Origin of the sequence: Pseudomonas sp. PD9R, assembly GCF_019200975.1 — a bacterium.
GTDB lineage: Bacteria > Pseudomonadota > Gammaproteobacteria > Pseudomonadales > Pseudomonadaceae > Aquipseudomonas.
In genome coordinates this window covers 241,267-253,990 of record NZ_JAHTMR010000001.1, presented here as the reverse complement: position 1 = coordinate 253,990, position 12,724 = coordinate 241,267, and the positions used below count along the sequence as shown (strand labels likewise).

Sequence of the window (12,724 nt, the reverse complement as noted above, 5' to 3'; positions counted from 1 at the left end):
CGGTGTCGCTCCTTACGAATACCGCAACGCGTGCGCCGGCTCGATCTTCGCCGCCCGCCACGCTGGGTAAACCGTGGCCAGGAAGCTCAAGACAAAGCCCGCCGTGCAGATCAACGCCACATCCCCGCCTTGCAGCTCGGACGGCAGGTTGCTGACGAAATACACGTCGGAACTGAAGATGTGTTGCCCACTGACCCGTTCGATCCAGCCCACCATTTCACTGACGTTCAGCGCCGCGATCACCCCGAGCACGCCACCGATCAAGGTGCCGACAATGCCGATCACCGTGCCCTGCACCATGAAGATCGCCATGATCTGCCGTGGCGTGGCGCCGATGGTGCGCAGGATCGCGATGTCCGCGCCCTTGTCGTTCACCACCATGATCAGGGTCGCGATGATGTTGAACGCCGCCACCGCGACGATCATCAACAACAGCAGGCCGATCATGGTTTTTTCCATTTTCATTGCACTGAACAGGCTGCCCTGGGTGTGGGTCCAGTCGTCAGCCTTATAGGCCGTGCCAAGACCATTGGCGATGTCGCTCGACACTTGTGGCGCAGCGTACAAATCCTTCACCGCCAGGCGCACGCTTTGCACCTGGTTGGGCTCCCAGTGCTGCATCTGTGCGGCATCGGCCATGTGGATCAGCGCCATCGTGCCGTCCAGTTCAGCACCAACCTTGAACACACCTACCACGTTCAAACGCTGCATGCGCGGGGTAATACCACCCGGCGCGTTGCTGACTTCCGGGACGATCAAGGTGATCTTGTCGCCAACATTCAAGCGAAAACGTCGCGCGGTGATCTCGCCGATCACTACGCCGAACTCACCCGGCTTCAAGGCTTCGAGGCTGCCCTGGACGATGTGCTTGGCCACAATCGACACCTGACCTTCCAGTGCCGGATCGACGCCACTGACCTGGATTGGCTGCATCGAGCCCTTGTAGGACAGCATGCCTTCCATCTCGGTGAACGGAACGGCGGCGGTGACTTCGGGGTTTTTCATCGCGGCGGCGGCCACCGGCTGCCAATCGTCAATCGGGTTGACGCCGACGATGGTCGCATGAGGGACCATGCCGAGGATGCGCGAGCTCATTTCGCGCTGGAAGCCATTCATCACCGACAGCACCACGATCATCGCCAGCACGCCCAGGGCGAGGCCGATCATCGACGTCATCGAGATGAAGGAAACAAAGCGATTGCGGCGCTTGGCGCGGGTATAGCGCGTGCCGATAAAGATCGATAACGGTCTGAACATTCGCTGGGGCACCGTATAAAAATAAAAGACCCGACGCACTTTTCAGTTCCGTCGGGTTTCAGCCAATCAGATGGGCGTCAGGCAACCTTCCTGCAAATGCAGGACGCGATCCATCTGGCGGGCCAGGTTCATGTCGTGAGTCACCACCAGGAACGCCGTGCGCATCGAGGTGCTGAGTTCCAGCATCAAGTCCTGAATGCCTTGGGCGGTGTGAGAGTCGAGGTTGCCGGTGGGCTCGTCGAGCATCACCAGCCCCGGGTTGTTCACCAGGGCGCGGGCGATGGCCACGCGCTGGCGTTCGCCACCAGACAGTTCCGCTGGCTTGTGCTCCAGGCGATGGCCCAACCCTACCCGTGTCAGCAACGCGGTGGCACGCTGACGTGCTTCCGGGATCGCGGTCTTGCCGATCAGCAGCGGCATGCAGACGTTTTCCAGCGCAGTGAATTCCGGCAGCAAGTGATGGAACTGGTACACGAAACCGAGTGCACGGTTACGCAGCAGACCGCGTTTTTTCTCGCTCAGCGCCGAGAGTTCTTCGCCATCGAGCCAGACGCTGCCCTTGGTCGGCGTATCGAGACCGCCCAGCAGATTGAGCAAAGTGCTCTTGCCCGAGCCCGACTTGCCGACAATCGCCACACGCTCACCCGGATGCAGTTCCAGCTGCAAACCGGCCAGCACCTCTACCGATTCAGGGCCTTCCTCGTAGGATTTGCCCAGGCTGCGGCAGCTCAAGATTGCTTTATCAGTCATAGCCGACTCACTCATAACGTAGCGCCTCCGCAGGCTGGGTGCGCGCGGCACGCCAGGCTGGATACAGGGTGGCGAGGAAACTCAGGACCAACGCGGCGGCGCAGACCATTACCACATCCTGGCTCTGCACCTGCGACGGCAGGTAATCGATGAAGTACACGTCGGCGTTGAGGAATTTGTGTCCGATCAAACCTTCCAGCGCCGAAATCGCCGCGCTGACGTTCAGCGCGGCAAAGATCCCGAGCACGGCGCCGATTGCCGTACCGACCACACCAATCACCGTGCCCTGCACCATGAATGTGCGCATGATCGTGCCCGGCGTGGCCCCGAGGGTACGCAAGATCGCGATGTCGCCCTTCTTGTCGTTCACCACCATCACCAGCGTGGAAATGATATTGAACGCGGCGACGGCGACGATCAGCAGCAACAGCAGGCCGATCATGGCTTTCTCCATGCGGATCGCTTGATACAGGTTGCCGTGGGTGCGGGTCCAGTCGCGAGCATAGAAATGATCTTCACCCAGTTCCCGAGCGATGCTCCACGCCGTGCGCGGTGCCTGGAACAGGTCATCGAATTTCAGACGCAAGCCCTGGACCTGATCCGGTTTCCAGCGATGCAGCCGGGCCAGGTCCTGAAGATTGGTGACACCCAGGTAACCGTCGAGCTCGCCGGCGCCAACATGGAAGATGCCGACCACAGTGAAGCGCTTCATGCGCGGGAACATCCCGGCCGGGGTCACAGTGACTTCCGGTGCCACGAAGGTCAGTTTGTCGCCGATCGCCGCGCCGAGCTTGGCCGCCGCCTTGTCGCCAATGACGATGCCGAACTCGCCCGGCACCAGGTCGTCGAGTTTGCCCTGCTGCATGAAGTTATCAATGATCGATACGTGGCGTTCTTGTGCCGGGTCGATGGCGTTGAGCAGGACTTTCGAGACTTTGCCGTTGTTGGTCAGCAAACCCTGCATCTGGGTGAACGGCGCAACGGCTGTCACCTGCGGGTTCTGCTTAACCTTCGCAGCGAGGCTTTGCCAATCGCTGATCGGCTCGCCGGACTCGATGGTCGCGTGGGGCACCATGCCCAGCACGCGGGTGCGCATCTCATGATCGAAGCCGTTCATGACCGACAGCACCACGATCATCACGACCACGCCAAGGGCGAGCCCGATCATCGAAGTCAGGGAAATGAATGACACAAAATGATTGCGACGCTTTGCACGGGTATAACGCGTGCCGATAAATACGAAGAGAGGTCTGAACATGTCGGGGCTTGTTCGGAGGGAAAAGGAACGTCCTTGTGGCGAGGGTCGATAACCAGCTTTACACTCAGACCATCGCCGCTACCATGGGTTCGCCATGTCGACATTAGATGAAGAAGATCGCCGCGAATACTACCGTATCGAGGACACGATCGCACTGGAAATTAGGCCCCTGTCCGCTCCCGAAGCCGCAGGCCAGGAAGTGTTGCAGGATGCTTCCCCACTGTTCAACCTGCTCAGCGAATTGCACCTGAGCGAATTCGAGTCGCAGCACCTGTTGCGCCAGATCAGCGAACGCGACCGAAACCTGGCGGCGTTCCTGAAATCCCAGAACAAACGCATCGACTTGCTGAGCCAGGTGATCGCCATCACCGTGCTCGGGCAGATCGGCGAACCACAACCTGTGATCATCTCCGAGGGCGGCATCGACTTTCAGCACCCATCGCCCATTGCCGCAGGCTCACGCCTGTCGGTCAAACTGGTGTTGATGCCGCAAGCCCTGGGCCTGTTACTGCGCGCTCGCGTAACTCATTGCGACCGCAAGGGTGACGGTTATGACGTCGGCACCGAGTTCGAACACCCGACCGACGCCCAGCGCCAACTGCTGGCCCGCTATATCTTGCAGAAGCAGGCCCAGGAACGACGTCTGGCCCGCGAACTCGAATCAGGCAATTAATTTAAGGAAGAACCGTGACCCTCATCTACGGCCATCGCGGCGCCAAGGGCGAAGCACCGGAAAACACCCTGACCAGCTTTCAGGAATGTCTCAAGCACGGCGTCCGCCGTTGCGAACTGGACCTGCACCTGTCCATGGATGGCGAGCTGATGGTCATCCACGACCCGACGCTCAAACGCACCACCGACCGGCGCGGCAAGGTCGTCGAGCACACGGCGGCGGAATTGGTAACTTACGATGCGCGCAAGGGCGGCCCGGGCTGGATCAAGCCGTGCCCGATTCCAACGCTGGAATCGCTGTTCGAACAATGCGACTTCGATCACTGGCAACTGGAAGTCAAAAGCGCTTCACGCACTCGCGCAGCAACCACCGTACTGGCAATCCGTGAAATGGCGCAACGTCATGGTTTGCTGGACAAGGTGACGATCACCTCGAGTTCGCGGGAAGTGCTGAAAGCCGCGCTGGACCTGGTGCCGGACGTATCCCGTGGACTGGTAGCCGAGTACGCGTGGCTCGACCCACTGAAGGTCGCGGCAAGTTATGGCTGTGAGATTCTGGCGCTGAACTGGACCCTGTGTACGCCGGAACGCCTGCAGAAGGCGCAGCGTCAGGGGCTGCATGTGTCGGTGTGGACAGTCAACGAGCCTGCGCTAATGCGCAGACTCGCCGACTTCGGCGTTGACAGCCTGATTACAGACTTTCCCGGTTTGGCCACTGCCACGCTCGAGAATTGCTGAAATCGGTCTCCCCGGCCGGCTCAGGCCACCGGCCGGAGCCGCTCAAAAAAGCCGGTTGAGGCCATCGTACGCCGCTACCCGGTAGGCTTCGGCCATGGTCGGGTAGTTGAACGTGGTATTGACGAAGTATTTCAGCGTATTCAATTCGCCCGGCTGGTTCATGATCGCCTGACCGATGTGCACGATCTCCGACGCCTGATAACCGAAGCAGTGAACACCCAGCACTTCCAGGGTTTCACGGTGGAACAAAATCTTCAGCATGCCTTGCGGCTCACCGGCGATCTGCGCGCGCGCCATGCTCTTGAAGAACGCCTTGCCCACTTCGTACGGCACTTTGGCCTGGGTCAGTTCCTGCTCGTTCTTGCCGATCGAGCTGATCTCCGGAATGGTGTAGATGCCGGTCGGCACGTCATTCACAAAGCGCCAGCTGCCGTTATCGACAATGCTGCCAGCGGCCGAACGGCCCTGGTCGTGAGCGGCACTGGCCAGGCTCGGCCAGCCGATCACGTCACCGGCACCGTAGATGTTCGGCACGCAGGTGCGATAAGCCTCGTCGACTTCGATCTGACCACGGCTGTTGACCTTCACGCCGATGTTTTCCAGACCCAGCTGATCGGTGTTACCGGTCCGGCCGTTGCACCAGAGCAAGGCGTCGGCCTTGATCTTCTTGCCGGACTTGAGGTGCAGGATCACGCCGTTGTCCACGCCTTCGACGCGGTCGTAGTCTTCGTTGTGGCGCACCGTGATGTTGTTGTTGCTGAAGTGGTAGCTCAACGCCTGGGAAATTTCCGAATCGAGGAAGCTCAGCAACTGACCACGGTTGTCCACCAGCTCAACCAGAACACCCAGACCACTGAAGATCGAGGCGTATTCGCAGCCGATCACGCCAGCGCCGTAAACGATGAGTTTGCGCGGGGTGTGGCCGAGGCTGAGGATGGTGTCGCTATCGTAGATACGCGGATGGTGAAAATCGATGTCGGCTGGGCGATACGGGCGCGAACCGGTAGCGATGATGATGTGCTTGGCAACAAGCTTTTCGACTACGCCGTTGGCGCAGACCACTTCGATGGTTTGCTCGTCGGCGAAACTGCCGGTGCCAAAGAACACGTCGACGCGGTTACGGGCATAGTAGCCGGTGCGCGAGGCGACTTGTTTGGAGATGACTTTTTCAGCGCTTTTCAGCACGTCCGGGAACGAGAACCAGCGCGGCTCACCAATGGCCCGGAACATCGGGTTGGTGTTGAACTGCATGATCTGCCGGACCGAGTGACGCAGTGCCTTGGACGGGATGGTGCCCAAGTGAGTACAGTTGCCGCCGACCTGGCGACGGCTATCGACCATCGCCACCTTGCGCCCTGCCTTGGCGGCGTTCATTGCCGCGCCTTCTCCCGCCGGGCCGGAACCCAACACCACCACGTCGTAGTTGTAGACAGCCATGCGTACTCCTCAGAACAGGCCGCGGCGCCCTCGGCACCTGCGGCTAAATCACGCCGATCTGCGGCGTGAAGGAACAATTTGGGGCCAGTGCAGAACCCGGACACAGTCTATAGAAGCGTCAACGCCGCGCACATTAACCCTTGGTCGCGTCGTAGGCTAGTTTTGCCTGCACTACAACGCCAGCTTTCAACGCTTGAATCGCCGCAATCATTCGGTTTTTCCAGCGCTGAGGCGTTCAAAAGCGTGACTGCTGCGTGTGACGAAACCTGTATCGGCACGAATCACAAAAAATGCGCCGATGTCGTGTCTTTCTGCGTAGTCCCAACCGCGCTCCGGGCCGAGAATCAGCAACATCGTTGATAAGCCATCGGCCATTAAGGCGGAAGAATGAATCACCGTGACGGACGCCAGGGTGTGTGAAACCGGCTTACCGGTGCGAGCATCGAAGGTGTGGGAGTAACGCTGCCCGCCCTGCTCAAAATAATTTCGGTAGTCGCCGGACGTTGAAAGGCCATAACCGTCGATGGCAACGATACGCTCGGCCACTTGTTGATCGTCGCGAGGTTCCTCCAGGGCAATGCGCCAGGAAGAACCGTCGGCTTTCTTGCCAGCCGCCTTGAGTTCACCGGTGGCTTCGGCGAGATAGTTGTGGATGCCCAGCGCCTCCAGTCGTGCAGCAATCGTATCCACCGCATAACCGGCGGCGATGCTGTTGAAGTCGACTTCGACGGCAGCGTCCTTGCACAGCTTATTGCCGTCGATATGCAGATGAGCATGGCCAACGCGTTGCTTCACCTCGGCGAGCGCTTCGGTGGTTGGAATTTTTTCTTCACGACCCTGAGGGCCAAACCCCCAGAGATTAAGCAGCGGCTCGACCGTCAAATCGTAAGACCCTTCGCTTTGCTCTGACAGCTGCTCGCCGACGCGGACCAACTCGAGGATCGGCGCGGGCATTGTCTGACAGCTATTGGCGGGTAAAGCATTGAAGCGTTCGATATCCGAATCGCTGCGGTAGGTCGACATTTGCCGGTCGACGTCAGCGAGGATTTTTTCGACCTCGACGCGTACGTCTTCCGGGGCGGGAAGACCGGCGTGGCGCACGTACTTGATCGAATACGTGCTACCCATTGTCGGGCCGCCGAAGCTTTCCATGGAGTCGCCGTTGCCGCAGGCGGAGAGGATGCCAATCAGCATCACGAAAACGACCAGCCGCCTGATAAGCAATTCCTGCCTCCACTGAAGAACTCCCTGACACGAAGCCAAGAGCCGCCATTATGCATTACCCCCTGTAGGAGCTGCCGAAGGCTGCGATCTTTTGATCTTGCTTTTAAAAACAGAATCAAAAGATCGCAGCCTTCGGCAGCTCCTACGGGGGTTAATTCGCTCCAGTACGCAATCCATGCCGCGTAATGGCTATATCGTTTAAGCAGCAACCTAACTAATTGTTGCCTATCCATCACTCCACACATATTGTTACAAAACGCTCGCCGAGGGAGCCTGTCCTCATCAGCGGCAGCGATGGACGCGTCTAAACCAAGGATTTCCAACAAGACAGCCAAAAGCGAGTACGTCCAAATGTCCTCTAATACGGGCAAAGGCAAAGCGATTTTTCGCGTTGTCAGCGGCAACTTCCTCGAAATGTTCGACTTTATGGTCTACGGCTTTTACGCCACGGCCATCGCCAAGACCTTCTTCCCTGCCGACAGCGCTTTCGCTTCCCTGATGCTCTCACTGGCCACTTTCGGTGCCGGTTTCCTGATGCGTCCGTTAGGGGCGATTTTTCTAGGCGCCTACATTGACCGCCATGGCCGTCGCAAAGGGTTGATCATCACCCTGGCCTTGATGGCCGCCGGTACGGTGTTGATCGCCTGTGTGCCGGGTTACGCCACCCTCGGCGTTGCCGCGCCGCTGATCGTGTTGTTCGGTCGACTGCTGCAAGGTTTCTCGGCCGGGGTGGAACTCGGTGGGGTGTCGGTGTACCTGGCCGAAATTTCCACGCCGGGCCGCAAAGGCTTCTTTGTCAGTTGGCAATCCGCCAGTCAGCAAGCCGCTGTGGTATTCGCCGGTCTGCTGGGCGTTGGTTTGAACCACTGGCTCAGCCCTGAGCAAATGGGTGATTGGGGCTGGCGCGTGCCGTTCCTGATCGGCTGCATGATCGTTCCGGTGATCTTCGTGATTCGTCGTTCACTGGAAGAAACCCCGGAATTCCAGGCGCGCAAATATCGCCCGACCCTGCGGGATATTGTCCGTTCGATCAGTCAGAATTTTGGCATTGTTATCGCCGGCATGGCGCTGGTGGTGATGACCACGGTGTCGTTCTATTTGATCACCGCCTACACCCCGACCTTCGGAAAAGCCGAATTGCACCTGTCGGACATGGATGCCTTGCTGGTAACCGTGTGCATCGGTCTGTCGAACTTCTTCTGGTTGCCGGTCATGGGCTCGGTGTCGGACAAGATCGGGCGCAAACCCCTGCTGCTGGCGGCGACAATTCTGGCAATCCTCACCGCTTATCCAGCGTTGTCATGGTTGGTGGCAAACCCGAGTTTCAGCCATCTGCTGATCGTCGAACTGTGGCTGTCGTTCCTCTACGGTTCGTACAATGGTGCCATGGTGGTGGCCCTGACCGAGATCATGCCGGTAGAAGTTCGTACAACCGGTTTCTCCCTGGCCTACAGCCTGGCGACGGCAACCTTTGGCGGTTTCACACCGGCAGCGTGTACTTATCTGATTCACGTGCTGGATAACAAAGCGGCACCGGGGATCTGGCTCAGTGCCGCGGCGTTGATGGGGCTGATTGCGACGCTGGTGCTGTTCCGTGGCAACAAGCATGAGTTGCGGACGGCGGAGGCTGCGATAGTGCGCGGTGCCTGATAAATCACCTTCGTCGAAACGCCGCCCGGAGCAAGCTCGCTCCTACAGGTCATGCGCCAGTGTTGAAATCGCGCACGACTTGTAGGAGCGAGGCTTGCCCGCGAAGAGGCCCTCAAAATCACCACACTTCGCCACACCTCACCGATCCGCCATCTTCAACGACTGACTCCACCCTCCTCCCAGCGCCTTGTACAACGTCACCTGATTAATCTCCCGCGCCAGTTCCAGCTGCGCCCATTTCTGCTGCGCATCAAACAGCGAGCGCTGTGCATCCATGGTGGAAAAATAGCTGTCCAGCCCCGCTTCGAACCTTAGGCGTGACTGCCGATACGCCTCTTGATAATCCCCCACCAGTTTTTTCTGGAACTCGACTTGGGTCAGCATTTCCTGCCGCGCATTCAAGGCATCGGCGGCTTCACGAAAGGCATTCTGTACCGTGGCCTCATAAGCCGCAGCCTGACCGTTGAACCGGGCATGACTGGCGTCCACCTGCGCCCGCCGCGCACCACCGTCGATCAATGGCATCGAACCTGCCAGCGCCACCGCCCAGAATTCGGCCGGACCACTGAGCAGCCGGGAGAAATCACCGGTCAGGCTGCCCAGTGCCGAGGTCAGTGAAAAGGTCGGGAAATAGGCCGTTCGCGCCGCGCCTATATCGGCGTTGGCGGCACGCAATTGCGCCTCGGCAGACATGATGTCTGGCCGACGCTCGACCAGCGCCGAGGGTAATCCCGCCGGGACGTCCAGGGTCGCCAATTGCTCACCCAACGCCCCGGTTGGCAGCAACCCTACCGGCACCGGTTGCCCCACCAGCACCTGCAGCGCATTCATGTTCTGCGCCACTTGCATGCGATAGGTATTGACCTGCACCGCGGCGGTGTTGGTTTGCGCATCGGCCTGATGCACATCGATCCGCGCGCTGGAACCAAGGTTGTAACTCTTGCGCAGCAACTGCCCGTAGCGGTCCTGGGATTGGTAGGTGTTCTGCGCGAGGTCGAGTAAATGCTGATTGGCCTTGAGGCTCAACCACGTGCTGGCCACTTCGCCGATCAGCGCCAGCCGCGCCGTTTGATAGTCGGCTTCGGACGCTTCGAAACGCGCCCCTGCGGCATTGCGCTGGCTGCGAATACGCCCGAAAAAGTCCAGCTCGTAGGACGTGAACCCGCCCGTGGCCTGAAACGTATTGGCGATGCTGCCTGCGGTGGCGCCACCGCCCGGCGTGCGCACCAACGGCGGCAACTTGCTGCGCCCGGCGTAGGTGTCGATGCCGATCGTAGGAAAAAGCCCCGACTCTGCGCTGTCATAACCGGCTCGCGCCTCATCAACACTGGCCGCGAATTGACGCAGGCTGCGATTGTTGGCCAGGGCCATCTCGATCAGTTGGCGCAGGCGGTCATCGACCACAAAACCGCGCCAGTCCTTATCGAACGCTTGCTTGCCGCTGCAACACTCACCCACCGTATTCGCCGGCCATTGCTGGTCAATTGGTGCCTCGGGCTTCTCGTAGGTCGGCTCCAGCGAGCAACCACCGAGCAACAGCAAAGACATGAAACATGACGTGGATAAGCAACTGTTCATGGCGCGCACCTACAAGCGTTGGCCGAGCAAAGCTCGCAAGGGAGAAAGCAGCAGAGTCCACAGACCTGAACGACTGACACTGAGAGGTGGCAACGTTTGTTTGCGCGAACGCACCATCACCGGCCGCCAGCGTGGTGGCGAGACGTAGGATGGCCGCTTGATCGGCTTGGCCGCACGCGGTGCCAAGCGCTTTTCGCCTAACAAGGAGCGCTGCAACAAGGTGCCAAAAGCCTGCGCCGGTTCGGCCTTACTGACGACGTTAATGCTCGCGTCACTGAATAGCCGGGCGATCAATTGCCGCCGCCGTTCTTCATCAAGCTCGACAAACCGTAGGCCCAATCGGTCATCGCCGTGATTGCGCATGACTTCCACGTCCAGCCAACCGAGTTTGTCGACCCACACCTGACCGCACAGCCCCGGTTTGATCGAAGAGGCAAACGCACAGGTCAAGGACGTGCCGCTGAGGGAAATATCCACCAGGCGACCGGGCAGGACTTTGCCGCCGAAGCGAAACCCGCTGGCTTTGTCGAACGGAAAACGTTCTTCGCCGTGTAAGCGTGGCCGGTCGACGCAGGCCACCAGCGTTGCGAGGTTGTAGACCAGCGCGACCACGGTCCAGCACAAGTTGAACAGCATGTTGCCGTCGAACGCGGCGGCAGTGCTGATGGCGATGTAGGCACCGATCTGCGAAAACAACGTCAGCGAAAAAAAGAACCCGAACAGTTTCCAGTGCACCATCGTGCGTGAGCGATCAAGGCCCTTGGCGGTGACTTTGAATGGCCGCCCAAACGGCCGGATCATGGCGCTGGCAATGGTCGCCGTGACGGCCAACGAGGCAACGATCTGCGTGACCTCGGTGAAAATCGGCAGCGTGCGCCGGTCTGTGACCCAGGTTCCGTACCCCCAGAATGAAATCAACGCCGGCATGCCGAAGGCGAGAAAGTCCACCGGATTGGCGTAGAACCCGGCAATGCCGAAGTACCAGTACAACACCGGCGAGACCAGCATCATCAGAATGAACGGCTTGGAAAACCAGTGCATCAGGCCATGGAGGTAGTGCAAACGATCGTTGAGCGTGTAACCACTGCCGCGCAATGGCCCGTCCTTGAGCAACGCCACCTGGATCGTGCCCAGGCACCAGCGTCCACGCTGGTTGATGTACTCGGTCAGGCCTTCGGCGGACAAACCGATCGACAGACGCTCATTCAGCCAACGGGTGACGTAGCCTTTTTGCAGCAACCGATAGGTCGTGTAGATGTCTTCGCAGACCGAACCTGTAGGAAAACCGCCGACTTCGGTGATCAAATCGCGCCGCACCACGAAGGACGTGCCGACGCAGAACGCCGCATCCCAACCATCCTTGGCTGGCTGGAACACATCGAAGAACACCCGTTGCTCATCCACCCAGCAAGCGGACGTGCCGAGGTTGTGTTGAATCGGATCGGGGTTGTAGTAAAACTGCGGCGTTTGCACCAGGCCCACTTTGGGGTCGTCAAACAGTCCCAGGGTGCGCAGGAGGATCGCCTGCTGCGGCGCGAAGTCGGCGTCGAGCACCAGGATATACGGCGCATTACTGCCGGCCGCCGACTGGCGCAAACCGTTGTTCAGGTTACCGGCCTTGGCGTGGGAATTGTCCGGACGCCGCGCATATTGCACGCCCACTTCGGCGCAGTAGTCGCGCAACCAGTCGCGCCGGGTGTCGTCGAGCACCCATATGGTGAAGTTCGGATAGTCGATTGCCTGGGCGGCAATGATGGTTTTTTCGAGAATTTCGAGGCCTTCGTTGTAGGTGGCGATGAAGATGTCTACCGCTGGCACCGCGCTGCCTTGTTCCCGCAGCCGTCGTTCGCCGGCATCCGCCTCCTTTCGGTGGTCGGTGCGACAGAGCATCACAATGATGGAAAACAGCGTGTAACCAATCGCCAACATCTCGAAAAACAAAAAGGTGTAAGCCCAGACCGTGGCAAATCCGGAATGGCCGTCGGGCAACGTGTCGCGAATTCGCCAGGCCGCGTAATTGATCAACAACAACCCGGTGACGGCGCCGAAACCGGCCCGAGCAGCCCATTGATCGCGGTGGGTCAGGCAGGTGAACAGCACCACCGCCGCCAGCGTCCAGAAATTGATTTGCAGCAGTTGCAGCGAGTCCAGTGCCTGCAT

The 12,724-nt window shown here is 59.5% G+C and carries 10 protein-coding genes; 3 read left to right on the top strand and 7 right to left on the bottom strand.

Features of this window, described 5'->3' with window-relative positions; all coding sequences use genetic code 11:
- Nucleotides 1–12 precede the first annotated feature (12 nt).
- From KUF73_RS01085 to KUF73_RS01075, 3 genes are all read right to left on the bottom strand, one after another.
- Nucleotides 13–1,257 (bottom strand): lipoprotein-releasing ABC transporter permease subunit, encoded by a 1,245-nt coding sequence (locus KUF73_RS01085; RefSeq protein ID WP_218436200.1) that lies wholly within the window; start codon nt 1,255–1,257, stop codon nt 13–15.
- A gap of 66 nt (nt 1,258–1,323) precedes the next feature.
- A complete protein-coding gene (lolD, locus tag KUF73_RS01080) occupies nt 1,324–2,007 on the bottom strand; it encodes a lipoprotein-releasing ABC transporter ATP-binding protein LolD (RefSeq protein ID WP_218436199.1) in 684 nt (227 codons plus the stop codon).
- A 7-nt stretch (nt 2,008–2,014) separates the two neighbouring features.
- Nucleotides 2,015–3,265 carry a lipoprotein-releasing ABC transporter permease subunit gene (locus KUF73_RS01075; RefSeq protein WP_218436198.1) on the bottom strand — a complete coding sequence of 417 codons (1,251 nt, stop codon included), beginning with the start codon at nt 3,263–3,265 and terminating at the stop codon, nt 2,015–2,017.
- Nucleotides 3,266–3,359: 94 nt separating this feature from the next.
- Between KUF73_RS01075 and KUF73_RS01070 the strand changes: the two genes are divergently transcribed.
- Both KUF73_RS01070 and KUF73_RS01065 read left to right on the top strand, forming a co-directional pair.
- Nucleotides 3,360–3,938, top strand: a complete 579-nt coding sequence (locus tag KUF73_RS01070; RefSeq protein ID WP_218436197.1) for a PilZ domain-containing protein — start codon at nt 3,360–3,362, stop codon at nt 3,936–3,938.
- A gap of 14 nt (nt 3,939–3,952) precedes the next feature.
- Entirely contained in the window at nt 3,953–4,675 is a 723-nt protein-coding gene (locus KUF73_RS01065) for a glycerophosphodiester phosphodiesterase family protein (RefSeq protein ID WP_218436196.1), read from the top strand.
- Nucleotides 4,676–4,717: 42 nt separating this feature from the next.
- Here KUF73_RS01065 and sthA read toward each other — a convergent pair whose 3' ends face one another.
- On the bottom strand, nt 4,718–6,112 hold the full coding sequence (sthA, locus tag KUF73_RS01060; RefSeq protein ID WP_007984277.1) for a Si-specific NAD(P)(+) transhydrogenase: 1,395 nt from the start codon (nt 6,110–6,112) through the stop codon (nt 4,718–4,720).
- Nucleotides 6,113–6,319: 207 nt separating this feature from the next.
- On the bottom strand, nt 6,320–7,306 hold the full coding sequence (locus tag KUF73_RS01055) for an FAD:protein FMN transferase (protein ID WP_218436827.1): 987 nt from the start codon (nt 7,304–7,306) through the stop codon (nt 6,320–6,322).
- A gap of 381 nt (nt 7,307–7,687) precedes the next feature.
- Between KUF73_RS01055 and KUF73_RS01050 the strand changes: the two genes are divergently transcribed.
- The gene (locus KUF73_RS01050; RefSeq protein ID WP_218436195.1) at nt 7,688–8,986 is read left to right on the top strand and encodes an MFS transporter; all 1,299 of its coding nucleotides are present in this window, start codon (nt 7,688–7,690) and stop codon (nt 8,984–8,986) included.
- A gap of 138 nt (nt 8,987–9,124) precedes the next feature.
- On the opposite strand, the gene KUF73_RS01045 is transcribed toward KUF73_RS01050, so the two are convergent.
- Both KUF73_RS01045 and KUF73_RS01040 read right to left on the bottom strand, forming a co-directional pair.
- Entirely contained in the window at nt 9,125–10,564 is a 1,440-nt protein-coding gene (locus KUF73_RS01045; protein ID WP_218436194.1) for an efflux transporter outer membrane subunit, read from the bottom strand.
- A 9-nt stretch (nt 10,565–10,573) separates the two neighbouring features.
- On the bottom strand, nt 10,574–12,724 hold the full coding sequence (locus tag KUF73_RS01040) for a glycosyltransferase family 2 protein (RefSeq protein ID WP_218436193.1): 2,151 nt from the start codon (nt 12,722–12,724) through the stop codon (nt 10,574–10,576).